The 23,995-nt window shown below is 63.3% G+C and carries 21 protein-coding genes; 8 read left to right on the top strand and 13 right to left on the bottom strand.

The annotated features are described in order from the left end of the window. The first annotated feature begins 148 nt into the window (after positions 1-148). Together ACK2SD_RS05795 and ACK2SD_RS05790 are read left to right on the top strand one after the other, a co-directional pair. Positions 149-2,212, top strand: a complete 2,064-nt coding sequence (locus ACK2SD_RS05795) for a PhoX family protein (protein WP_304483770.1) — start codon at positions 149-151, stop codon at positions 2,210-2,212. A 297-nt stretch (positions 2,213-2,509) separates the two neighbouring features. Beyond that, positions 2,510-2,665 carry a hypothetical protein gene (locus ACK2SD_RS05790; RefSeq protein ID WP_412461594.1) on the top strand — a complete coding sequence of 52 codons (156 nt, stop codon included), beginning with the start codon at positions 2,510-2,512 and terminating at the stop codon, positions 2,663-2,665. A gap of 377 nt (positions 2,666-3,042) precedes the next feature. Here the strand turns inward: ACK2SD_RS05790 and groL are convergent, their stop codons facing one another. The 5 genes from groL to ACK2SD_RS05765 form a co-directional block, all read right to left on the bottom strand. After that, positions 3,043-4,686 (bottom strand): chaperonin GroEL, encoded by a 1,644-nt coding sequence (groL, locus tag ACK2SD_RS05785; RefSeq protein ID WP_029614824.1) that lies wholly within the window; start codon positions 4,684-4,686, stop codon positions 3,043-3,045. Between the two features lie 48 nt (positions 4,687-4,734). Continuing rightward, on the bottom strand, positions 4,735-5,028 hold the full coding sequence (locus ACK2SD_RS05780; protein WP_029614823.1) for a co-chaperone GroES: 294 nt from the start codon (positions 5,026-5,028) through the stop codon (positions 4,735-4,737). 264 nt (positions 5,029-5,292) lie between these two features. After that, entirely contained in the window at positions 5,293-5,754 is a 462-nt protein-coding gene (locus ACK2SD_RS05775) for an FxsA family protein (RefSeq protein WP_029614822.1), read from the bottom strand. A 66-nt stretch (positions 5,755-5,820) separates the two neighbouring features. Beyond that, a complete protein-coding gene (locus tag ACK2SD_RS05770) occupies positions 5,821-6,552 on the bottom strand; it encodes a DUF2470 domain-containing protein (RefSeq protein WP_029614821.1) in 732 nt (243 codons plus the stop codon). Positions 6,553-6,687: 135 nt separating this feature from the next. Next, on the bottom strand, positions 6,688-7,695 hold the full coding sequence (locus ACK2SD_RS05765) for a DUF481 domain-containing protein (RefSeq protein WP_412462272.1): 1,008 nt from the start codon (positions 7,693-7,695) through the stop codon (positions 6,688-6,690). Between the two features lie 151 nt (positions 7,696-7,846). Here ACK2SD_RS05765 and ACK2SD_RS05760 point away from each other — a divergent pair, with 151 nt between their 5' ends. After that, positions 7,847-8,200: an MGMT family protein gene (locus ACK2SD_RS05760; protein WP_029614819.1), complete on the top strand. Its 354-nt coding sequence runs from the start codon at positions 7,847-7,849 to the stop codon at positions 8,198-8,200. A 43-nt stretch (positions 8,201-8,243) separates the two neighbouring features. After that, entirely contained in the window at positions 8,244-9,791 is a 1,548-nt protein-coding gene (locus ACK2SD_RS05755) for an AmpG family muropeptide MFS transporter (protein ID WP_039579807.1), read from the top strand. Positions 9,792-9,854: 63 nt separating this feature from the next. Here the strand turns inward: ACK2SD_RS05755 and ACK2SD_RS05750 are convergent, their stop codons facing one another. The 3 genes from ACK2SD_RS05750 to ACK2SD_RS05740 all read right to left on the bottom strand — a co-directional run bounded on the left by ACK2SD_RS05750 (position 9,855) and on the right by ACK2SD_RS05740 (position 12,741). After that, positions 9,855-11,099, bottom strand: a complete 1,245-nt coding sequence (locus ACK2SD_RS05750) for an MFS transporter (protein WP_412461593.1) — start codon at positions 11,097-11,099, stop codon at positions 9,855-9,857. 198 nt (positions 11,100-11,297) lie between these two features. Next, positions 11,298-12,140, bottom strand: coding sequence for a mechanosensitive ion channel family protein (locus tag ACK2SD_RS05745; RefSeq protein WP_295481178.1), 843 nt, complete (start codon positions 12,138-12,140; stop codon positions 11,298-11,300). 115 nt (positions 12,141-12,255) lie between these two features. Continuing rightward, positions 12,256-12,741: a YajQ family cyclic di-GMP-binding protein gene (locus ACK2SD_RS05740; protein WP_039579816.1), complete on the bottom strand. Its 486-nt coding sequence runs from the start codon at positions 12,739-12,741 to the stop codon at positions 12,256-12,258. 98 nt (positions 12,742-12,839) lie between these two features. Here ACK2SD_RS05740 and ACK2SD_RS05735 point away from each other — a divergent pair, with 98 nt between their 5' ends. The 3 genes from ACK2SD_RS05735 to ACK2SD_RS05725 are packed head-to-tail and all read left to right on the top strand — an operon-like array spanning position 12,840 to position 16,386. After that, positions 12,840-13,757: a putative 2-dehydropantoate 2-reductase gene (locus ACK2SD_RS05735; RefSeq protein ID WP_412461592.1), complete on the top strand. Its 918-nt coding sequence runs from the start codon at positions 12,840-12,842 to the stop codon at positions 13,755-13,757. A 30-nt stretch (positions 13,758-13,787) separates the two neighbouring features. Then, positions 13,788-15,818, top strand: coding sequence for an ATP-binding protein (locus ACK2SD_RS05730; protein ID WP_412461591.1), 2,031 nt, complete (start codon positions 13,788-13,790; stop codon positions 15,816-15,818). A gap of 1 nt (position 15,819) precedes the next feature. After that, complete coding sequence (locus ACK2SD_RS05725; protein ID WP_039579825.1) at positions 15,820-16,386, top strand: cob(I)yrinic acid a,c-diamide adenosyltransferase; 567 nt, start codon at positions 15,820-15,822, stop codon at positions 16,384-16,386. Positions 16,387-16,449: 63 nt separating this feature from the next. Here the strand turns inward: ACK2SD_RS05725 and ACK2SD_RS05720 are convergent, their stop codons facing one another. The 4 genes from ACK2SD_RS05720 to secA form a co-directional block, all read right to left on the bottom strand. Beyond that, on the bottom strand, positions 16,450-17,394 hold the full coding sequence (locus ACK2SD_RS05720; RefSeq protein ID WP_039579828.1) for a Nudix family hydrolase: 945 nt from the start codon (positions 17,392-17,394) through the stop codon (positions 16,450-16,452). Then, on the bottom strand, positions 17,391-18,023 hold the full coding sequence (locus ACK2SD_RS05715) for a glutathione S-transferase family protein (RefSeq protein ID WP_412461590.1): 633 nt from the start codon (positions 18,021-18,023) through the stop codon (positions 17,391-17,393). Before ACK2SD_RS05715 ends, ACK2SD_RS05720 begins: the two co-directional genes overlap by 4 nt. Positions 18,024-18,077: 54 nt before the next feature. Continuing rightward, entirely contained in the window at positions 18,078-19,295 is a 1,218-nt protein-coding gene (argJ, locus tag ACK2SD_RS05710) for a bifunctional glutamate N-acetyltransferase/amino-acid acetyltransferase ArgJ (protein WP_412461589.1), read from the bottom strand. Positions 19,296-19,463: 168 nt separating this feature from the next. Beyond that, positions 19,464-22,199: a preprotein translocase subunit SecA gene (gene secA, locus ACK2SD_RS05705; RefSeq protein WP_412461588.1), complete on the bottom strand. Its 2,736-nt coding sequence runs from the start codon at positions 22,197-22,199 to the stop codon at positions 19,464-19,466. A gap of 313 nt (positions 22,200-22,512) precedes the next feature. On the opposite strand from secA, the gene ACK2SD_RS05700 reads away from it, so the two are divergent. Then, positions 22,513-22,968, top strand: a complete 456-nt coding sequence (locus ACK2SD_RS05700) for a DUF721 domain-containing protein (RefSeq protein WP_412461587.1) — start codon at positions 22,513-22,515, stop codon at positions 22,966-22,968. Between the two features lie 59 nt (positions 22,969-23,027). Here ACK2SD_RS05700 and lpxC read toward each other — a convergent pair whose 3' ends face one another. Continuing rightward, positions 23,028-23,939 carry a UDP-3-O-acyl-N-acetylglucosamine deacetylase gene (lpxC, locus tag ACK2SD_RS05695; RefSeq protein WP_412461586.1) on the bottom strand — a complete coding sequence of 304 codons (912 nt, stop codon included), beginning with the start codon at positions 23,937-23,939 and terminating at the stop codon, positions 23,028-23,030. Positions 23,940-23,995: the final 56 nt, after the last annotated feature.

Below are 23,995 nucleotides of genomic sequence, written 5' to 3'. Positions count from 1 at the left end.
ATCGGACACGCCTGGCGAAAAGGTTAGACAAATCTTGTTACTAATAGCGCCAGGTTTTAAGCGGTCATTAACATTTCTGCCAATGAATCATCACACTTGCCGCCTAGAGTCGCGGTTCCCTCTGTTCAACCACTACAAGGAACCCCTGATGAGTCGAGAAAGCGGCGACAACCTGGACCGGAACCCCAGCAGCAACCTGCCGATGGCCAGCGTGATGGATGCCTACCTCAGTCGTCGCACGGTGATGCGCGGCAGCCTCGGGGCGGCCATCGCGATGATCGCAGGAACCGGCCTGACCGCCTGCTTCGACGGGGGTGGCGGCAGCTCCCACCATGACGCGCCGACCACTCCGCCGCCGACCACCGAACCCCCGGCCAAGCTCAAGCTGGGATTCCAGTCGATCGCCGGCTCACGCACCGACGCCTGCGTGGTCGCCGCTGGCTACAGCGCTTATGTGATCGCGCCGTGGGGCACCCCGCTCAACAGCAATGGCAACCCGTGGAAGTCCGACGGCAGCAACACCTCGACCGACCAGGCCAATGCCATGGGCATGAACCATGACGGCATGCACTTCTTCCCCATCAATGGCAGCTCCGACGACGGCCTGCTGGCGATCAACTTCGAGTACATCGAAACCGACGCCTTGCACCCGAACGGTCCGACCGTGGATGCCGCCGGCAAGCGGCCGGTGGAGGAAGTGCGCAAGGAGATCAACGCCCATGGCGCCGGCGTGGTGCGCTTGAGCAAAGTCAACGGGCGCTGGCAGGTGGTGCAGAACGACCCGCTCAACCGTCGCTTCACCACCGCCTCGCTGATGGATATCGCCGGGCCGATGCGCGGCACCGATCACGTCAAGACCAAGTTCTCGCCGACCGGCACCCAGGCCCGTGGCACCAACAACAACTGCGGCAACGGCTACACCCCGTGGGGCACTTACCTGACCTGCGAGGAAAACTGGCCGGGCATTTTCGTCAACAAGGCCACGCGTCCGGCCGATCAGGTGCGCATCGGCGTCAGTGCCACGCGGGGCCAGTACCGCTGGGAAACCGCTGCAGGCGATGCCAGTGAAGTGCAGGACGAATTCACCCGCTTCGATGTCACCCCGACTGGCGCCAGCGCCACCGACGACTACCGCAACGAAGCCAGCACCTATGGCTATATCGTCGAGATCGACCCCTACAACAGCGCCACGCTAGCGGTGAAGCGCACCGCCTTGGGCCGCTTCCGCCACGAGGGCTGCTGCCCGGGACTGCCGGTGGCCGGTAAGCCGCTGGTGTGGTACACCGGCGACGACTCGAACAACGAGTACCTGTACAAGTTCGTCTCCGAGGCGGTCTGGGATCCGGCGGACGCCAAGCCCGCCGACCGCCTGGCCACCGGTGCCAAGTACCTGGACAAGGGAAAGCTCTACGTGGCGCGCTTCAATGCCGACGGTTCGGGTGTCTGGCTGCTGCTGGACGTGGCCACGCCAACCATCGCTGGCAGCACCTTGGGCGCGCAGTTCGGCGACCTGCCGGGCATCATCCTCAATACCCGTGGCGCAGCGGACGCGGTGGGCGCAACGCCCATGGACCGTCCGGAATGGACTGCGGTCAACCCGCTCAATGGCGACGCCTACCTGACCTTGACCAACAACAGCGCGCGTACTGCGGCCAAGGTCGATGCGGCCAACCCGCGCGGGCCGAACCGTCACGGGCACATCATTCGCTGGCACGACAGCGACGATCACCAGCGTTTCACCTGGGACATCTTCGTGTTCGGCGCCAATGCGGGCGGGGCACCTGAGATCAACCGGTCCGGGCTGACCGAACTGAACCAGTTCGCCAGTCCCGACGGCATGAGCTTCGATAGCCGGGGGGTGTTGTGGTTCGAGACCGATAACGGTGAGAGCAGTGTCACCAGTTACACCAACGATCAACTGCTGGCGGTGATTCCCACTGACCTGGTCGATGCGGCCGGTAAGCAGGTGCCGGTCAATGCGCAGAACCAGGTGGACTTGCGGCGGTTCTTCGTTGGGCCCAATGGGTGTGAGGTGACGGGGATTACCTTTACGCCGGATAACAAGACGTTGTTCATCAATATTCAGCATCCGGGGAATTGGCCTTATACCGATAAGGCGACCGATGTGACGCCGGCGGGGGGGAAGGTTCGGCCGCGGGCCTCTACGGTGGTGATTCAGCGGGATGATGGGGGGGTTATTGGGACGGCTTGAGGTTTCTGGGGTTTTGGGTTTCTGGGTTTTGGGTGTGATTATCCATTGGCTTTGGTGAGGCTGAATCACCTTTTCGCCCTTACGGCGACCCCCTTTTTTTCTTGGAAAAAAGGGGGGCAAAAACCGCTTGCTCCCGCATACGGCCCCTGCGCTGCGCGCAGGGGTTCCCTCGCGCCGGCGTTGCTCCGGGAGGACCGCGCTTAGGGGCCGTCCTGGCCCCAAGCGCTTGACGGGCATCCATGCCCGTCACCTCCCTGCACAACGCCTCTGCTCGGCCTCCTGAAGTCGCGGTTGGCGGTGGCTGGGCTACCGCGCACTAAGATCAAGATCAAGATCAACGGCAACGGCAACGGCAACGGCAACGGCAACGGCAACGGCAACGGCAACGGCAACGGCAACGGCGATTCGATCGCGCAGCGCTCCGATAAATCTGCCCCACCGCCCTGCTTCTAAGCGCGCCATCGTGCAGACGCCGCCCATCGCGACCTCAGGAGGCCGAGCAGAGGTGGCATGGAGGGGGGTTGACGGGCATGGATGCCCGTCAAGCGCTTGGGGCCATGGATGGCCCCTAAGCGCGGTACCCCCGGAGTGCCACCGGCGCGAGGGAACCCCGCAGCGCAGCGAAGGGGCCGGATGCGGGAGCAAGCGGTTTTTGCCCCCTTTTTTCCAAGAAAAAAAGGGGGTCGCCGTAAGGGCGAAAAGGTGACTAAGCCTCACCAAAAAATCCGGATATTCACCCAAAACCACCTCCCAGAAATCCCTCAACCAGAGAAAACGAAAAAGCCCCACACAAGGCGGGGCTCTTCGTTTACAGCAAGGTGGGGAGGACCTTACATCATGCCGCCCATACCACCCATGCCACCCATATCCGGCATGCCACCACCGGCCGGCTTGTCTTCCGGCAGATCAGCAACCATCGCCTCGGTAGTGATCATCAGACCACCGATCGAAGCAGCCGCTTGCAGGGCCGAACGAGTCACCTTGGCAGGATCCAGAATACCCATCTCGATCATGTCGCCGTACTCGCCAGTCGCAGCGTTGTAGCCGTAGTTACCCGAACCCTGCTTGACCTTGTCGGCCACCACGCTCGGCTCGTCACCGGCGTTAGCGGTGATCTGACGCAGCGGAGCTTCGACAGCGCGACGCAGCAGTGCGATACCAACGTTCTGGTCTTCGTTGTCACCTTTCAGGTCGGCGATCGCAGCCAAGGCGCGAACCAGGGCAACACCGCCGCCAGGCACCACGCCTTCTTCGACGGCAGCACGGGTAGCGTGCAGGGCGTCTTCGACACGGGCCTTCTTCTCTTTCATTTCGACTTCGGTGCCAGCACCGACCTTGATCACGGCAACACCGCCGGCCAGCTTGGCCAGACGCTCTTGCAGCTTCTCACGATCGTAGTCGGACGAGGTCTCTTCGATCTGCGCACGGATTTGCTTGACGCGTGCTTCGATGTCGCCGTCTACACCCGCACCGTCGATGATGGTGGTGTTTTCCTTGGACAGGATCACGCGCTTGGCGTTACCCAGGTGCTCCAGGGTAGCGGTTTCCAGCGACAGGCCGATTTCTTCGGAGATGACCTGGCCGCCAGTCAGGACAGCGATGTCCTGCAGCATGGCCTTGCGACGGTCGCCGAAGCCTGGGGCCTTGACCGCAGCGACCTTGACGATGCCGCGCATGTTGTTGACCACCAGGGTAGCCAGTGCTTCGCCTTCAACGTCTTCGGCAACGATCAGCAGCGGACGACCCGCTTTGGCCACGGCTTCCAGAACCGGCAGCAGTTCACGGATGTTCGAGATCTTCTTGTCGACCAGCAGCAGCAGCGGGCTGTCCAGCTCGGCGACCATGGTGTCAGGCTTGTTGACGAAGTACGGCGACAGGTAGCCACGGTCGAACTGCATGCCTTCGACGACGGACAGTTCGTTTTCCAGACCCGAACCTTCTTCGACAGTGATCACGCCTTCCTTGCCGACTTTTTCCATGGCTTCGGCGATGATTTCACCGATGGAGTTGTCGGAGTTGGCGGAGATGGTGCCGACCTGGGCGATGGCCTTGGAATCGGCGCACGGCTTGGACAGGTTCTTCAGCTCGGCGACGACAGCGGAAGTGGCCTTGTCGATACCGCGCTTGAGGTCCATCGGGTTCATGCCGGCAGCGACAGCCTTCAGGCCTTCGTTGACGATGGCCTGGGCCAGGACGGTGGCGGTGGTGGTGCCGTCACCGGCCGCATCGTTGGCCTTGGAAGCGACTTCCTTGACCAGTTGCGCGCCCATGTTCTCGAAGGCGTCTTTCAGTTCGATTTCCTTGGCGACCGAAACACCGTCTTTGGTGATGGTCGGTGCACCGAAGCTCTTGGCCAGGACCACGTTGCGGCCTTTCGGGCCGAGGGTCGCTTTTACCGCGTCAGCCAGAACGTTGACACCAACGAGCATTTTCTTGCGAGCGGAATCGCCGAATTTTACGTCTTTAGCAGCCATGATCGTTTAATCCTTGGAATTCTGTGGAGTAACGGGAAGTCGGGGAAATCAGCCTTCGATGACGGCCAGGATTTCGTTCTCGGCCATGACCAGCAGGTCTTCGCCATCGACTTTCACGGTGTTGCTGCCCGAGTACGGGCCGAAAACCACTTTGTCACCCACTTTCACGGCCAGCGCGCGCACTTCGCCGTTATCCAGGACACGACCGGTGCCGACGGCGACGACTTCGCCACGGTTGGGTTTTTCAGCGGCCGAACCTGGCAGGACGATACCGCCAGCGGTTTTCGATTCTTCTTCGCTGCGACGGATGACGACGCGGTCATGCAGAGGACGAAGCTTCATTGTCGATCTCTCCTAATGTGTGGTTTTCATCGGCCGGTGTGACACCGGCGGGTTGAGCTATCCGGCGTTGCCGGTGGGGGCCCGCACCGGGCGAGCCCCGCATGTCATGTCTGGTGTCGCCACCAGAAACCTTGCGGTGACCACTACATGAGGCCGCGCAGTTCGATTACAAGGGTGAAGCTGGAAATTTTTTTCTCCCAGCCGCCTATAAATGAACAAGCCCGCGCCACCGAAATGGCACGGGCTTGCTAGACAGGGGCCTGGTTACTGATCGCGGCGCTCGTACTCGCCCTCGATGACATTGGGGCGATGACCGCCATCACGCGGCTGCCCATGCAGCGGGTCATCCTGGAACGCACGCTGGCGGGTGGCCTGGGCCTCGGCACGCTGGCGCAGTTTGCGCGCCGCCAGATGGCGAGTGAAGGGCAGCAAGCACAGCAGACCCAGCACGTCGCTGATGAAACCCGGCAGCAGCAGCAAGCCACCACCGACCGCCAGCATCATGCCCTGGAACATGTCTTCGGCAGGCAACTCGCCACGCTGCAGGCTCTCACGGGCACGCAGCGCCGTGGCCAGGCCCGCGATGCGCATCACCAGCAGCCCCAGGGCCGAGCCGGCAACGATCAGCAACAAGGCTGGGAAGAAGCCAATCGCGGCGCTGACTTTGACGAAGACGAACAACTCCAGCACCGGAAAAATCAGGAACAGCAATAGAAAAGCACGCATCAAGGATTCCTCGACGGAAGTGAACCTTCCAGTAAGACCATCAGATGGATGCCGATGCTGCGGATTTCAACCCCGATTCATTTCGTAAACCGGCCAGCGGTCAGCACGCGCCAGCAAAACCAAGGCTTCGCGTACTTGTGTCGGCGTATTGCAAATGCTGGGAAACGCCAGCCAATGGACCGCATGGCCGATGCGCAGGTGCAGCCCTTCGCTGTCGATGCCGACCAGTTCGGCAGGCACACGGCGCGGCAGACCACAGAGCTCGACATAATGTGCGATGGCGCTGGCATGGTCGCTGTTCATGTGCGCAATCATGCTGGCCTCGACCGCGCCGGCGAAGGGGTTGGCCATTGTCACCTGATCGAGCCAGTGAATGGCGCCAAAGCCACCGATGTAGCGGTGACGCACCGGCTCCAGCACCCAGAAATCGAAGTCGTGGGCCTTGTGGTAGTCGCTGGCATCGGGGAAGTAGCGGTAGTAGCGGTCGGCAGCAGCCTCGATGGCTGCAGACTCGACCAGCTTGCGCGCCTCGGCCATCACCGTCAGGCGCCCCACGGCCTGCACATCCTCGGCCTCGCGCTCGCCCACCAGCAGCGAGCACTTGGGGTCTTGCTGCAGGTTATGGGTGTGCTGGGCAATGCGGCTGATCAAGAGCAGCGGCCGCCCTTGCTCATCGAGGCAATAAGGCACCACCGAACCGAAGGGAAAGCCGGGCATGGATTTGGACAGGGTCGACAGCACGCCGCGGTATTCCTTGAGCAGCAGCTCCCGAGCGGGTCGAATGGCGTGGGTACTCACAGCGGGTCTCCTTGGCGGGCAGCTACGGGAAGCAGCTGCAAGCTATTAGCTACAAGCGGCAAGAAAAAGCAAGCGTGGGACGTGCCTCGGCGGCCCCCCCACCACTCTTCTTGCCGCTTGTGGCTCGCCGCTGCCTTACCAGGCGACGCCGAAGCCTGCGGTGTAGCGGGTCTTGTCCAGGTCGCTGTCGCGGGTGCCGCGGATCAAGTCTTTCTCGGCCTTGAGGTTGAGGGAGGCCCAGTCGGTGACCTTGTAGCGCAGGCCCACCTCGGCATCCAGCGAGTAATCGGCCACCGAACCGATCGGCTTGCCGAGTTCGCCGTTGGTGAAGAACTCGACCCTCTTGCCGATCAGGTAGCGGTTGTAATCCCACTTCACGGCGGCGGAATAGAAGTTGTCCTTGCCGCCATCGCTGTACTCGTAGTCGGTGCGGTTGATCAGCGTTCCGAGCGAGAAGGCGCCCAGTTCGTTGTCCCAGAACTGATAGCCCGGGCCGGTACCGACCGTGCGCTGGCGCGCCAAGTCTTCGATCATGTCGCGCTTGTACTCCAGGCGACCCTGCCAGAACCACTTCTCGGTGAGGAAGCGGTCCAGCGCGTACTCGGCGCTCCAGTTGTTGGTGGTGGTCACGTCGTCCTTGGTTTCGCGGTTGTACTCGCCTTCGGCGGTGTGCCGCCAGCGGCCGTGGCGGGCGGTGGTCTTGAAGTCGATGTCGTAGTCATCGGTGTTCTTCTCGGCGCGCTTGTAGTCCAGCGCCAGGTCGACGTTGCCCTTCCACATGAAGTCTTCCACCAGCGGGCGCGGCTTCATGATCTGCTCGATGCTGGCGAGCTCGACGGTCTTGGGCGCCTCGCCGTTGGCCAGGATCACTTTGCCGGACTCGGCAGGCTTGAGCGACTTGGCTTTCTCGCCGGTCTCGGCATCCTGCTTGACCAGCAACTCCTGGTCGCTTTCCAGGGTTTTGATCTGCTTCCAGTCCAAGGCAATGTTGCCGCCATAAGGCGTCTGCAGTAGCAATTTGCCGCCATCGAAGACCTTGATCTTGCCGGTCAGGCGGTCACCGTTTTTCATCCAAACGGTATCGGCGAGGACGGGCGCTGAAAGGGAAGCGGCGAAGAGGCACAGCAGGGCTCTAGAATACATAGGCAAATTTGCGTTCGATTGACTGGAAACGTCGGGCATTATCCAGATACCCGAGATCGGAGCAAGGAAAGACCAGACCTATGCCTACGAGTTCAATTCTCATTTCGCTCATTCATTTGGGTGCTTTCCTTCCCAACCCAGGGATAGCCTGATGTTGGAACAATCGATTCCGCACAATGGCGACCCTCAAGTCCGACGAACGGCACTCTATGTGGTGCTCGATCAAGTGCCCGCAGGCAAGGTGGTCAGCTACGGCCAGTTGGCGGAAATGGCCGGTCTGGGGCGAGCGGCGCGCTGGGTCGGGCGTACCTTGGGCCAGTTGCCGAGCGACACTCGCCTTCCCTGGCACCGTGTGCTGGGCGCCGGCGGACGACTGAGCCTGGCACCGGGCACCCCCTCTGGCGACGAGCAGCGCGCCAGGCTGCGCGCAGAGGGCGTGAATGTCGCCAACAATCGCGTGGATATGTCGCGCCATGGCTGGCGCCCGATGGAGCACAGCGGTTAGAGTGCGCGCTTTGTTTTCGCAAATTTGAGGCAGATGTTGGCCCATGCCCCGTAAAACCTGGCGCGCTGCGCTCGCTGCCTATGCCAGCCCGTCAACGCTGGTGCTGTTGTTGCTCGGCTTTGCCGCTGGCCTGCCCTACATGCTGGTGTTTTCCACGCTCTCGGTGTGGCTGCGCGAAGCGGGAGTCGCCCGCGAAACCATCGGCTACGCCAGCCTGATCGGTCTGGCCTATGCCTTCAAGTGGGTCTGGTCACCGCTGCTGGACCAATGGCGTCTGCCGGTACTGGGCGGCATGGGCCGACGTCGCTCCTGGTTGTTGCTGTCACAAGTGCTGGTGGTGGTGGGGTTGATGGGCATGGGCCTGTGCGACCCGCAGAAGCACCTGTCTTGGCTGATTGCCCTGGCGGTGCTGGTGGCGTTCGCCTCGGCCACCCAGGACATCGCCGTCGATGCCTACCGCCTGGAAATCGCCGACGACCAGCGCCAGGCCGCCTTGGCGGCCAGCTACATGGCTGGCTATCGGGTCGCTGCACTGCTGGCCACCGCAGGCGCCCTGTTCTTCGCCGAGTGGTTCGGCTCCACCGGTTTCAGTTATCTGCACAAAGCCTGGACCGGCACCTATGTCCTGTTCGGCGTGCTCATGCTGCCCGCGCTGTTCACCACCTTGGTGATGCGCGAACCGGCGGTGCCGCTGCGCACCCAACTGTCGGCCGCGCGCTATGGCCTGATGCACCAGTTGGCCTCGGTGTTCGTGCTGATCATCCTGTTGGTGTCGGTACCGGCAAGCTTCACCCAGATGTTCAACACCGACTGGGCCAGCGTGGTGTTCGGCAATGCGACGATGCTCGACCTGCTGCGCGAAGACCGTGCCTTCCTGCGCCTGATCCTGTACGCGCTGCTGACCTGGGCCTGTCTGTCGTCCATGGGCCGGCGTGGCCTGGCGCCGGTGCTGACGCCGGTCAACGACTTCATTGTCCGCTATCGCTGGCAGGCCCTGCTGTTGCTGGGGCTGATCGCTACCTATCGAATGTCGGACACGGTAATGGGCGTGATGGCCAACGTGTTCTACATCGACATGGGCTTCACTAAGGATCAGATCGCCAGCGTGAGCAAGATCTTCGGCCTGATCATGACCTTGGTGGGTGCTGGCGTCGGCGGGCTGCTGATCGTGCGCTTCGGCATCTTGCCGATCCTGTTCATCGGCGGCATCGCCTCGGCGGCCACCAACATCCTGTTCGTGATGTTGGCCGACATGGGGCCGAACCTGGAGATGCTGGTGGTGACCATCTCGCTGGACAACTTCAGCTCAGGGATGGCCACCTCGGCTTTCGTCGCCTACCTGTCGAGCCTGACCAACCTGAAGTTCTCTGCCACCCAATACGCGCTGCTGAGCTCGATCATGCTGCTGCTGCCACGCCTGATCGGCGGCTACTCGGGCGTGATGGTGGAGAAGTTCGGTTACCACAACTTCTTCATCATCACAGCCCTGCTGGGCGTGCCGACGCTGATCCTGATTGCCCTGCACTGGCATCAGGAGATCAAACGCGGCAAGCAGGTCGAGGCGCAAACCCAGACGAGCGAGCAGCCCTGATCGATCGCCGCGCCGGCCCCGGCAGGCGCGGCGCCGCACAGCAGCGATCGATTCACGCGCGCCTCAACCCGCGACGACCCCTTCCCCGCCCCGCCCGCCAACGATGAACCACAGCGGCCAGATCGCCAGTGCACCGGCGATCCCCGCCGCCAGCGCGAAGTGCAGCAAGCTGGCGCCAGCGCCGATCATCGCCAGCAACGCGCCGCCGAGCCCCAGCAGGGCGATGGTGATCATGCCCAGCATGGCCGAGACCAGCCCCTTGCTCTGCTCGCTGGCAAACAGCGTCATACGGTACAGCACCGCGTTGGCCACACCCAGGCCCAATGCGTACAGCGACATGCCGGCCACCACGCTGATCACCGTCGGTCGCAGCCAGGTCGCCAGCACCAGCAACCCCAGACCCGCCAGGTAAGGCCACAGCGCACCGCGCACCAACGCGGGTAGCGGGTAACGGTCGGCAATCCGGTTGATGATCAGATTGCCCAGGATCAACCCGCCGAACACCGGCAATTGCCACAGGGCGTAATCCAGAGTGCTGAGCCCTTCGTCATGGATCAGCAGCACCGGCGACAAGCCGATCCAGCCAATCAGTGGCAGCCCCACCAGACCCAATGCCGCGCTGCCAGCAACGAACTGACGGTTCTTCAGCAGTTGCCCGTAGCCGGCCAGCAGCGGCAGCAGATGGATCGGCGTGAATGCCAGGCGCGAGCCATCGCGACGTTCCACGCCCAGGGTTTCGGGCATCAGCCGGTACAACAATCCCCAGCACAGCAAGGCACCGACGGCGAAGGCCACGAACAGCCAGCGCCAGTCCAGCCATTGCAGCAGCAAGGTGCCGACCAGCGGTCCGAGCAACGGCGATAGCAGGGCGATGTTGGCCAGCAGCGCCATCATCCGCACCGCGTCCGCCTCGCTGAAGGCTTCGTTCAGCGCCGGATAACTCACCGTCACCACGAAGCCCAGGCCGATGCCCTGCAGCAGGCGCAGCAGGTTGAACAGACCAATGTCCTGGACCCAGAAGGCCGCCAGGCAGGCAATGCCGAAGAACATGCAGCCACCTAGCAGCAGCGGGCGACGGCCATAGCGGTCGGCCAAGGGTCCGATCAGCCACTGTAGCAGCACGCCGCCGAGCAGGTAGAGGTTCAGCGCATGGGGAATGAACTCGGGACTGGCCTGCAGGTGGTCGACCACCACCGGCATGGCCGGCATCACGGCGTCGCTGGCCAGGTAGGTGAGCAACTCGAACAGCGCCAGGGTGAGGCCGAAGAGCAGCGCGCGCAGAGGGGTGATATACAGCAGTGGTTTCATGGTGGGGTATCGCGGCAAGGCCAAGGGAGGGCCAGGCTATATGCCATAAACGGCGGGCCAGTGTTGTGAGCAAGTGTAAAGGTGCGATTCGCTGACCCTGCTGAGACGGCAAAAGGCCGCGCTTGCTGGGGAAGATTCCCTGCAAGCGCGGCCTCGTGCCGCTGCGAAGCCGGCTACGCGCCGGCGCTGGAGACGCGCTTATTGCGCAGCCGCCTCCTGCACCACGCGAATCACCCGCTGCGGGAACGGGATGTCGATGCCTTCGGCCTTGAGTCGGTCACGGGCCTGCTCGTTGAGCATGAACATCATGTCCCAGTAGTCGGAGGTCTTGGTCCACAGGCGCAGCGAAACGGTGATCGAACTATCGCCCAGGTTCGACACCACCGCCACCGGCGCAGGATCGGCCAGTACGCGCGGATCCTTGGCCAGCTCCAGCAACACATTGCGCGCTTTCTGCAGGTCGGCTTCGTAATCGACGCCGACATCGAACACCACCTTGCGCGTCGGCTGGCGGTTGGTGTTGGTGATGATGCCGTTGGACAGGCTGCCGTTGGGCAGGATCACCGTCTTGTTGTCACCGGTGCGCAGCACGGTATGGAAGATCTGGATGCTGTCGACGGTGCCGCTGACGCCCTGGGCTTCGATCCAGTCGCCGATGCGGAACGGTCTGAACAGCAGGATCAGCACGCCGCCGGCGAAGTTCGCCAGGCTGCCCTGCAGCGCCAGGCCGATGGCCAGTACCGCACCCCCCATGGCAGCGACGAACGAGGTGGTTTCGATGCCGATCATTGACGCCACGCTGATCGCCAGCATCACTTTCAAGGCGATATTGGCCAGGGTGCGAATGAAACCCTGCAAGGCCGGATCGGCGACGCGCAAGCCCACCAGCCGTCCCAGGCGGTCACTGATCTTGCTGGTGACCCACCAGCCGATGGCGAGTGTGAGCAGCGCCAGCAACAGGCGGCTGCCGTAGGCCATGATCAAGGGAATCCAAGTCTGGGACTGGCGAACCAGTTGGTCGACTTCGGCGTTCAAATCCATGTTCTTCTCCTGAATGCCTGACGGCAGGTCTTGAATGAAGCAGGCCGCCGTGCGTCCAGCGGCCCGGAACCGATGGACCGCTCATGCCGCCATCGGGTTCCTGGGAAAAGCCTGATCAATCGCGGAAGTTGTTGTACTGCAACGGCATCTCGAATTCCTTGGTGCGCAGCAGGGCAATGGCTTCCTGCAGGTCGTCACGCTTCTTGCCGGTGATGCGGACCTGCTCGCCCTGAATGGCGGCCTGGACCTTGAGCTTGGCATCCTTGATGGTGGCGACGATCTTTTTCGCCAGGTCCTTGTCGATGCCCTCGCGGAACTTGGCTTCCTGCTTCTTCTCCTTGCCGGAGGCGTAGGGGTCTTGGGTTTCCAGGCACTTCACGTCGATCTTGCGCTTGACCAGTGCCAAGCGGAGGATCTCCAGCATGGCCTCGAGCTGGAACTCCTCCTCAGCAGTCAGCAGTATGGTCTGATCTTTGTCCTTGAACTCGAAGGTGCCCTTGCCCTTGAGGTCGTAGCGGCGGTCCAGATCCTTGATAGCGTTGTCGACCGCGTTCTTCACTTCGTGCTTGTCCAGTTCCGATACCACGTCGAACGACGGCATGGGTGTTCTCCATAAAAAAGCGCGCTCGATGCGAAGATGGAGCGCGTCGGGTTTGACGGTTAAAATGCCCGCTCATTATAACGGGTTGCGAAACGCAGATGAGCAGCACCTGGCACATTCTCGGCGCCGGCAGCCTCGGTAGCCTCTGGGCCTGCCGCCTGGCGCGGGCGGGCAAAGCCGTTCAGTTGCTGCTGCGCGACCACCAGCGCCTGGCCGCCTACCGGGCCGCCGGTGGGCTGACGCTGGTCGAAGCGCAGCAGACCACCTCGTTCGCCATTCCCGCGCAGTGTTGCGACGACAGCGGCCCGATCCATCGTGCGCTGGTGGCCTGCAAAGCGTATGACGCTGCGGCTGCCGTCGCCTGCATCGCCCCTCGGCTGGCGAACGACGCGCAGTTGATCCTGTTGCAGAACGGCCTGGGCAGCCAGGACGAGGTGGCGGCGCTGGTCCCCCAGGCGCGTTGCATTTTCGCTTCCAGCACCGAGGGCGCGTACCGTGAGCAGGACTGGCAGGTGCGCTTCGCCGGCCAAGGCTTCAACTGGCTGGGCGACCCGCTGAATCCAGCCCAACCGGACTGGTTCGTCGACCTGCAAGACGCCGGCATCCCCGCCGAGTGGACCGTGGACATCCTCACTCGCCTGTGGCGCAAGCTGGCCCTGAACTGCGCGATCAACCCGCTGACAGTGCTGCACGACTGCGCCAACGGCGGCCTGCTCGGGCACCTGGACCAAATCGACACTCTGTGCCGGGAGCTCGGCGAGTTGCTCGAACAGGCCGGCCAACCCCAGGCCGCGCAGGATCTGGCTGAGGATGTGCAGCGGGTGATCCTGGCCACCGCCGCCAACTATTCTTCCATGTACCAGGACGTGCAGGCCGGACGCCGCACCGAGGTGCACTACCTGCTCGGGTACGTCTGCCGTGTCGCCAAGCGCCATGCCGTGGCGACACCAGCCCTGGAACGCCTGCACCAGCGGCTGGTCGATAAGCTGCAGGCGCGCAACCTGCCCTGCGACTGACGTCGCCCACCCTTCCACACGGACCTTGCCATGACCTTGCGCCAACGCCTGGAAAACCTCCCGGTCGGGCAGAAATTGCTGGCCGCGCTGCTGGTGCTTTTGGTGACCATTCTGCTGGTAGCCAACCTGGCCTTCATCAGCGCCGCCTACTGGATCACCCAGGACAGCATGGGACCGCAAGCCCTGCAGACCATCGGCCGCCTGGTGGCCAATCCACAGCTTTCGGCGCAGGCCAGCGAATCCGCAGAGGACGCCCATGCCCTGCTCAAGGAATTGGACAGCTACACGCCACTGCGCGCCGCAGTTGTCTACGGCAGCGATGGCAAGCTGCTCGCCCAGCTCCAGCATGGCCAACCGTTGAGCCTGCCCAAGCGCTACCGCAACATCGACGGCTGGCGCCTGACCGAATTTCGCAATACCCAGTTGATCGCCCTGCCGCGCCCCGGCAACCCGCCCGCGCACCTGCTGCTGGTGGCCAGCAGCGAGCTGCCGATGGCCTTCTACACCGGCACCCTGTCGGCGAGCCTGGCGATCCTGGTATTCAGCGTGCTGCTGTGGCTGGTCATCGCCCGGCAGATCAAACGCTTGATCACCCAGCCGATCAACCGTCTGGAAGAGTTGTCGCGCCAGGTCACCCGCGAAGAGAGCTACGCCCTGCGCGCCCAGCGCGGCAACGACGACGAGATCGGCAGCCTGGCCGCAGCCTTCAATACCATGCTGTCGCGCATCGAGGCGCGCGAAGACCAGCTCAAGCGTGCCCGCGACGAGTTCCAGTCGGCCTATGACCAAGCTCAGGGCCTGGCTGAGGAGACCCGCCACACCAACCGCAAGCTGGAGCTGGAAGTGCAGGTGCGCAGCAAGATCGAGAAGAAGCTCACCGGCTTTCAGAACTACCTCAACAGCATCATCGACTCCATGCCTTCGGCGCTTATCGCCCTCGACGAGCAGCTCTATGTCACCCAGTGGAACCAGGAGGCCACGGCGCTCTCCGGCACGCCGCTGCACCAGGCGCTGAACCAGCCGATCTTCATCGCCTTCGAGCCACTCAAGCCGTTCCTGCCGCAACTCAAGGACACCGTGCAGAAGCACCGGGTGGCCAAGATCGACCGGGTCACCTGGCCCAAGGACGACGAGCCGCGCCACTACGCCCTGACCTTCTATCCCCTGACCGGCGGCGGCGGACGCGGCGTGGTAATCCGAATCGACGACATCACCCAGCGCCTGTCGCTGGAGGAAATGATGGTGCAATCGGAAAAGATGCTCTCGGTGGGCGGTCTGGCGGCGGGCATGGCGCACGAGATCAACAACCCGCTTGGCGCGATCCTGCACAACGTGCAGAACATCCGCCGGCGATTGTCGCCGGAGTTGCCGCGCAATCAGCAGCAGGCCGAGGAGTTGGGCATCGAACTGGCTACCGTCAACCGCTACCTGGACAGCCGCGAGGTGCCGCAACTGCTCGAAGGTATTCGTCAGGCAGGCGCGCGCGCAGCGAAGATCGTCACCCACATGCTCAGTTTCAGCCGCCGCAGCGATCGACAACTGGCGCCCTGCGACCTGCCCGCCCTGATCGACCAAGCGCTGGAAATTGCCGGCAACGACTTTGACCTGACCGGCGGCTTCGACTTCAAAGGCCAGGCCATCGTCCGCCAGTTCGATCCCGAGTTGGGGCCAGTACCGTGCACGGCGAACGAACTGGAGCAGGTGTTGCTCAACCTGCTGAAGAACGCCGCCCAGGCCATTCACCAGCGCCCGGCGCCCAGCGAGCCGGGGCGCATCGTGTTGCGCACACGGCTCAATCCCCCGTGGGCCGAGATCCAGGTGGAAGACAACGGCGTGGGCATGCCCGAGTCGGTGCGCAAGCGCACTTTCGAGCCGTTCTTCACCACCAAGGAGATCGGCCAGGGTACGGGCCTGGGGCTGTCGGTGTCGTACTTCATCATCACCAACAACCACAAGGGGCAGATGGAGGTGCACTCCACCCCGGGCCAGGGCACCTGTTTCACCCTGCGCCTGCCCCTCAGTCAAGCGGGCGCGCACCGCTCGCAGCAGACGGAGGCATGACATGGGCTATCGCCTGTCGAAGATCTACACCCGCACCGGTGACCAGGGCGAAACCGGCCTGGGCGATGGCCGCCGCGTGCCCAAGGACCACCCGCGCATCGAGGCCATCGGCGAGGTGGACATGCTCAACAGCCAGTTGGGCCTGCTGCTGGCGGGACTGGCTGAACACGGATTGGTCGAACTGAGCGAGGTGCTCGAACCTTGCCAGCACCGGCTGTTCGACCTCGGTGGCGAACTGGCGATGCCCAGTTACCAGGCGTTGAACCAGGCGGAGGTGGGCCGACTTGAAGCGGCCATCGACCGCTGGAACGACGAACTGGGACCGTTGAAGAACTTCATCCTGCCCAGCGGCTCGGCCTTGGTGGCCCAGGCCCACGTGTGCCGGGCGCAGGCCCGTAGCGCCGAGCGGCGGTGTCAGCAGCTCAACGCCCTGGAGCCGTTGGAAGGGGTGGGGTTGGCGTACATCAATCGGCTGTCCGATCTGCTGTTCGTGGCGGCAAGGATTATCGGAAGACGACAGGGTGTTGCTGAAGTGCTGTGGCAAGCGGCGGAGAAACCGCAGGGATAGGCAGGCGGCGGCAGAACGTGGGCCGCAGCGCGGCCCGGCCCTGCTGCACCAGAGCCAAACTCGTCAGACCTCAGGCCAGAACGCCCGAATGCCTGCGACACCCTGCCCGCCCACCTGCCAGGCACGCGCTCGGTCCTCAGGACCGACGCCACCCAACAGAAACACCGGATGCTCGAACCCAGCGATCAACCGCTGCGCTTCGCCCCAACCGATTGGCGTCGCGTCGGGGTGCGTTTGCGTCGGCTGCACGGGCGACAGGGTGACGAAGTCCACCCCCATCTGCCGGGCTAGTTCCAGCTCCTCGGCGCCATGGCACGAGGCCGCCAGCCAACGGTCGGTGGGAAACGGACGACCTTTGGCGGCGTACTTGCGCAACTGCGCCGCAGTCAGGTGCCAACCAGCGGAAGGAAAGTCGCCCAGCCACTCCAACGGCCCCTTGAGCATCAACTGCGCCTTGCCCGCGCACAGTCCTACCGCATCTACCGCCACATCGCGGTACTGCGGGTCGTACATGTCCGGGGCACGCAGTTGAATCAAGCGGATGCCATCAGCCACCGCCTTTTGAATACCGCGCAACAGTTGCGGTGTTTCCAGGCCGTCCGGGGTGATCAGATAGCGGTCGGGCAACCGCGCTGCAGCGACGATCGGTGTGTTGGCCTCGGGGAAGCTGTACTGCGGCAACTCGCGCGGCGACACCCAGGCCAGCGGCTGGCCCTCGGCACCGTGGGGCTGGCCGCTGAACGCGGTGACCTCACGCACATCCAGCAGCACTTGCTTGTCCGGATAATCGTGACTGACCTGGATCAGCGGACGCGAAGCGCCGACTTCGATGCCCAGTTCCTCGCGCAGCTCACGGGCCAGCGCCGTCTCGACGTCTTCACCCGATTCGACCTTGCCACCGGGAAACTCCCACAAGCCGCCCTGATGCTGGGAGTCGGCACGCCGGGCGATCAGGATGCGGCCATCCTCGCCGCGAATCACGGCTGCCGCGACATGCACCCGCTTCATCCGGCACGCTCCGCCAGACCGGCTTGCTGCCAGGCCTGGAAGGCCGGCCAGTTGTAGATCGTCTCGATGTAGGCCGCAGCCTCCGCCGGCACGGCCACGCGATAGGTGCGCAAACGCACGGCCACCGGGGCGAAGAAGGCATCGGCCAGGCTCACACGACCGAACAGGAAGGGACCGCTGTCCTTGGCCACCAGGCGGCACTCGGACCACAGCGCGACCATGCGGTCGATGTCGGTCTGCACGTCGAGCGGCACACTGTCCAACGCCTGATTGCGCGACAGGTCGAACGGCATGGCACCGCGCAAGGCGAAGAAGCCACTGTGCATCTGCGCACAGGCCGAGCGGGCCTGAGCGCGCGCGGCCACGTCCGCTGGCCACAACTGCGCCTGGGGATGCTGTTCGTTGAGGTACTCGGCGATGGCCAGGGAGTCGGCGATGGTGCCGTGTTCGGTCTTGAGTACGGGTACTTTACCCGTGGCCGAATAGGCCAGAAGACGCGTGGAGGTATCGGCCTGGTTAAGTTTGACGAGTGTTTCCTCATAAGGCACGCCGGCCAGTTCCAGAGCCAGCGCACCGCGCAGGGACCAGGAGGAGTACAGCTTGTCGCCGATGATCAGGTGATAGTTCATGGGGTCGGCTCCATCGATCGGAAGAGGTGGGGCCGCCCTGCGGCCCCGGGTGTATCAGGTACGGTACTCGGCGTTGATCTTCACGTACTCGTGGGACAGGTCAGTGGTCCAGATCGTCTCGCTGCACTGGCCCCGGCCCAGCTCGATACGGATGGTGATCTCTTCCTGAGCCATCACCGCCGAGCCCTGCTCCTCGGTGTAGCTCGGGCTGCGACCACCCTGGCTGGCGATACACACGTCCCCCAGGTAGACATCGATCAAGCTCACGTCCAACTGCGGTACACCCGCCCGCCCGACGGCCGCGAGAATGCGCCCCCAGTTCGGATCGGAGGCGAACAGCGCGGTCTTGATCAGCGGCGAGTGGGCCACGGCATAACCGACGTCCAGGCACTCCTGGTGATTACCGCCGCCGTTGACCTGCACGGTGACGAACTTGGTCGCCCCTTCGCCGTCGCGCACGATGGCCTGCGCCACCTCCATGCACACCTCAAATACCGCCTGCTTCAGCGCCTCGAACAGCGCGCCGCTGGCCTGGGTGACCTCCGGCAGGTGGGCCTGACCAGTGGCGATCAGCATGCAGCAGTCGTTGGTCGAGGTGTCGCCATCGATGGTGATGCGGTTGAACGACTTGTTGGCGCCGTCGAGCATCAGGTCCTTGAGTACGGCCGGGGCGACCTTGGCGTCGGTGGCGATGTAGCCGAGCATGGTGGCCATGTTCGGGCGGATCATGCCCGCGCCCTTGCTGATCCCGGTGACGGTGACGGTCACGCCGTCATGCTGGAACTGGCGGCTGGCCCCCTTGGGCAAGGTGTCGGTGGTCATGATGCCGGTGGCGGCTTCAGCCCAGTTGTTTTCCGACAGATCGTCCAGCGCCGCCTGCAAGGCGCCCTCGATCTTCTCGACCGGCAGCGGCTCGCCGATCACACCGGTCGAGAATGGCAGCACCGCTTCGGCAGGCACGCCCGCCAGCTCAGCGAGCTTGGCGCAGGTGCGCTCGGCGGCGGCCAGCCCCGGCGCGCCGGTACCGGCGTTGGCGTTGCCGGTGTTGGTCAGCAGGTAGCGCACAGGACCGTGGACACGTTGCTTGGAGAGGATCACCGGCGCCGCGCAGAAGGCGTTGAGGGTGAACACGCCGGCCACGCTGGAGCCTTCGGCGCAGCGCATGACCACCACATCCTTGCGTCCGGGGCGCTTGATGCCCGCCGAGGCGATACCGAGTTCGAAACCGGGAACCGGGTGCAGGGTAGGCAGGGGACCGAGACCGACAGCCATTGGAACGCTCCTTGGAAATGAATGGATTGCGAAAAGCAGGGCCGCTTTGCGCCCCATCGCGGCACAAGGCCGCTCCTACAGTGATTTGAAATACCTGTAGAAGCGGCCTTGTGCCGCGATGGGGCGCGAAAGCGGCCCCGGATGTTACGTCACCGCGAGAGGATCAGATCACTCGATCTGGCCGTGGCAATGCTTGAACTTCTTGCCCGAGCCACACCAGCACGGCTCGTTGCGACCCAGCTTCTGCTCGTTGCGAACCGGCACGGCAGCCACGGCCACCTCAGCGCCCTCTTCGCTCAACGGCTCGCTTTCCAGGCCTGGCGCCGGTGCATGCTGGAACTGCATGCGGCTGGCCAGTTCCTCGGCTTCGCGGCGCAGACGGGCCTCTTCCTCGACCGGATCTTCGCGGCGCACCTGAACGTGGGACAGCACACGGATGGTGTCGCGCTTGATCGACTCCAGCAGCTCCTGGAACAGGGTGAACGACTCGCGCTTGTACTCCTGCTTCGGGTTCTTCTGGGCGTAGCCGCGCAGGTGGATACCGTGACGCAGGTGGTCCATGGTCGACAGGTGGTCTTTCCACAGGTCATCCACCACGCGCAGCAGGATCTGCTTCTCGAAGGTGCGCAGGGCATCGATCCCGGCCTGGTCTTCCTTCTCGGTGTAGGCGGTGGTGATTTCGTTCAGCAGCTTCTCGCGCAGGGTTTCCTCGTAGAGGTGATCGTCCTCGTCGAGCCACTGCTGGATCGGCAGCTTCATGGCGAAGTCACTGGACAGCGACGCTTCCAGACCGGCGACATCCCATTGCTCAGGCAGCGATTGCGGCGGAATGTGCTGGCTGATGGTAGCGTCCAGCACTTCCTTGCGGAATTCGCCGATGGTGTCGCCAATATTCTCGGCGGCCAGCAGGCTGTTACGCATGTGGTAGATGACCTTGCGCTGCTCGTTGGCCACATCGTCGTATTCGAGCAGTTGCTTGCGGATGTCGAAGTTACGGCCTTCGACCTTGCGCTGCGCCTTCTCGATGGCGTTGGTGACCATGCGATGCTCGATGGCTTCGCCGGACTGCATGCCCAGGGCCTTCATGAAGTTCTTCACCCGATCGGAGGCGAAGATACGCATCAGGCTGTCTTCCAGCGACAGGTAGAAACGGCTGGAACCGGCGTCGCCCTGACGACCAGCACGGCCGCGCAACTGGTTGTCGATGCGGCGCGACTCGTGGCGCTCGGAAGCGATCACGTGCAGGCCACCGGCTTCCAGCACTTGCTGGTGACGCTTCTGCCAGTCGGTCTTGATGTGGGCGATCTGCTCTTCGGTGGGGTTGTCCAGGGCGGCGACTTCGGCCTCCCAGTTACCGCCCAGCAGAATGTCGGTACCGCGACCGGCCATGTTGGTGGCGATGGTCAGCGCACCCGGCGCACCGGCCTGGGCGATGATCTCGGCTTCCTTCTCGTGGTACTTGGCGTTCAGTACCTTGTGCTCGATGCCTTCCTTGTGCAGCAGGTTGGACATGTGCTCGGAGGTCTCGATGGTCGCAGTACCGACCAGCACGGGACGCCCCTTGGCCATGCTCTCCTTGATGTCGGTGATGATCGCCGCGTACTTCTCCTCGGCGGTCAGGTACACCAGGTCGTTGAAGTCCTTGCGCGCCAACGGCTTGTTCGGCGGAATGACCATCACGTTGAGGCTGTAGATCTGGGCGAACTCGAACGCTTCGGTGTCGGCGGTACCGGTCATGCCGGACAGCTTGGTGTACAGACGGAAGTAGTTCTGGAAGGTGGTCGAAGCCAGGGTCTGGCTCTCGGCCTGGATGTTCAGGTTTTCCTTCGCCTCGATGGCCTGGTGCAGGCCCTCGGACAGGCGGCGACCCGGCATGGTCCGGCCGGTGTGTTCGTCGATCAGCAGGATCTGACCGTCCTGGACGATGTACTCGACGTTGCGGTGGAACAGCTTGTGGGCACGCAGACCGGCGTAGACGTGGGTCAGCAGGCCCAGGTTGTGCGCCGAGTACAGGCTCTCGCCCTCGGCCAGCAGGCCGACCTGGGTGAGCATTTCTTCGATGAACTGGTGACCGGCTTCGTTGAGCTCGACCTGGCGGCTCTTCTCGTCGATGGTGAAGTGACCTTCCTGGGTCACCTGGCCTTCGACCTCCTCGATGTGCTGCTTCAGGCGCGGGATCAGGCGGTTGATCTCGGTGTACAGCTTGGAACTGTCTTCGGCCTGGCCGGAGATGATCAGCGGGGTACGCGCTTCGTCGATGAGGATCGAGTCCACTTCGTCGATGACCGCGAAGTTCAGCTCACGCTGGAACTTCTCGTCCTGGCTGAAAGCCATGTTGTCGCGCAGGTAGTCGAAGCCGAATTCGTTGTTGGTGCCGTAGGTGATGTCGGCCGCGTAAGCGGCGCGCTTTTCTTCCGGCGGCTGGAAGGCCGAGACGATGCCGATGGTCAGGCCGAGGAACTCGTACAGCGGACGCATCCAGTTGGCGTCGCGACGGGCGAGGTAGTCGTTGACCGTGACCACGTGCACGCCTTTGCCGGACAGTGCGTTGAGGTACACCGCCAGGGTGCCGACGAGGGTCTTGCCCTCACCGGTACGCATCTCGGCGATCATGCCCTCGTGCAGGGTCATGCCGCCGATCAACTGGACGTCGAAGTGGCGCATGCCCATGACGCGCTTACCGGCCTCACGGGCCACGGCGAAGGCTTCGGGCAGCAGTTGGTCGAGGGTTTCGCCTTTGGCCAGGCGCTCTTTGAACTCTGCGGTCTTGCCGCGCAGTTGTTCGTCGGAGAGGGCCACCATCTTCTCTTCGAAGGCATTGACGGCACTCACCGTCTTGAGCATGCGCTTGATCTCACGCTCGTTCTTGCTTCCAAAAAGTTTTTTCAACAAAGGCGCAAACATATCGGCTGGTTCTTCCACACTTAGGGATGGAGGGCGGCCCCGAGAGTCGCCCGTGCAGCCCTTGGGCCGCATGCGAACGAGCATTCTACCCGGAAACGATGGTGAGGAAAGTGGTGGATTTCCACGATGCTGGCACAGCGCTTTTAGCGGGGCTTACCTAACATAGGGATATTTTTTCCAAGTTCAAGGCGCCAGATCATGAAAGCTGCGATTGCCGCACCTGCCCCCGTGCATCGGTGCGCTGAGGCACGCCGCACAACGTCGGCGATGCCATCTGTTAGACTGCCGATCTTGTAACCTCGTGCGTACCCCGATGGCCTATAAACCGCCTTCTGCCCAGCCCCCCGCCACCCTGCTGCGCCAGGCCAGGCCACTGCGTCTGCTGCTCAACCAGGCCGAGCGCCTGGAGCACCTGCAGCGCCTGCTGGAAAGCCAACTGCAGCCGGCCGCCCGCGAGCATTGCCATGTCGCCTCGTGGCGCGATGGTTGCCTGCTGCTGGTGGTGACTGACGGGCACTGGGCGACCCGCCTGCGCTATCAACACAAACGGCTGCTGACGGCCCTGCGCGGCATGGACGCCTTCGGCAACCTGCAGCGCATTCGCTTCCAGGTACAGCCGCCGGTGGCAGCGCCGAAACGACCGATACACGCCAGTGAGTTATCGCCCCAGGCCGCGCAGAGCCTGCGCGAAACCGCCGAAGCCATCGAAGACCCGAAACTGCGCGCAGCGCTCGAGCGTCTGGCCGCCCATGCACCAGACAACAGCTGATCGCAGAATGAAAAAAGGCCACCCGAAGGTGGCCTCAATGAACTAGAGAGTGTTCGAACTTACACGGCCGCAACAGGGCGCATGTAGGAGATCGGTGCCGTGCTGGCATCTTCGAAGGTGACCACTTCCCAGGCATCGGTTTCGGCGATCAGCTTGCGCAACAGTTGGTTGTTCAGCGCGTGTCCGGACTTGTAGCCCTTGAACTCGCCGATCAGGCTGTTGCCCAGCAGGTAGAGATCGCCGATGGCGTCGAGGATCTTGTGCTTGACGAATTCGTCTTCGTAACGAAGGCCGTCCTCGTTGAGCACACCGGTCTCGTCGACCACGATGGCGTTCTCGACGCTGCCACCGAGCGCCAAATTATGCTGGCGCAGGTACTCGATGTCGCGCATGAAGCCGAAGGTGCGTGCGCGGCTGACTTCCTTGACGAAAGACGTGCTGGAGAAGTCGACGCTGGCGCTCTGGGTCCGGTTGCGCAGGACCGGATGGTCGAAGTCGATCTCGAAGCTCACCTTGAACCCGTCGAAGGGCATGAAGGTGGCGCGCTTGTCGCCCTCCTCCACGGTCACTTCGCGCAGGATGCGGATGAACTTCTTGGCGGCGTCCTGTTCTTCCAGGCCGGCGGATTGAATCAGGAATACGAAGGGTCCGGCGCTGCCATCCATGATCGGCACTTCCGAGGCGGAGAGCTCGACGTAGGCGTTATCGATGCCCAGGCCCGCCATGGCGGAGAGCAGGTGCTCGACCGTATCGACCTTGATGTCACCGTTGACCAGCGTCGTCGACATGGTGGTCTCGCCGACGTTGGCCGCACGTGCCGGGATCTCGACCACAGGGTCAAGGTCGGCACGGCGGAAGACGATGCCGCTATCCACCGGTGCCGGCTTCAGAGTCAGGTAGACCTTCTCTCCGGAGTGCAGGCCGACACCTGTGGCACGAATGGTATTCTTCAGGGTGCGTTGTCTGATCATGGCATTGGCCGCTTTAGCGCTAATTGCGAATTGGTATCAACAAAGGCTGGGAATGA

The sequence above is a fragment of the Pseudomonas sp. SC11 genome, from assembly GCF_047039205.1.
GTDB classification, from domain to species: Bacteria; Pseudomonadota; Gammaproteobacteria; order Pseudomonadales; family Pseudomonadaceae; genus Aquipseudomonas; species Aquipseudomonas boreofloridensis.
Note: the sequence above shows the minus strand (reverse complement) of the source record. Positions and strands in the feature narration are given on the sequence as shown.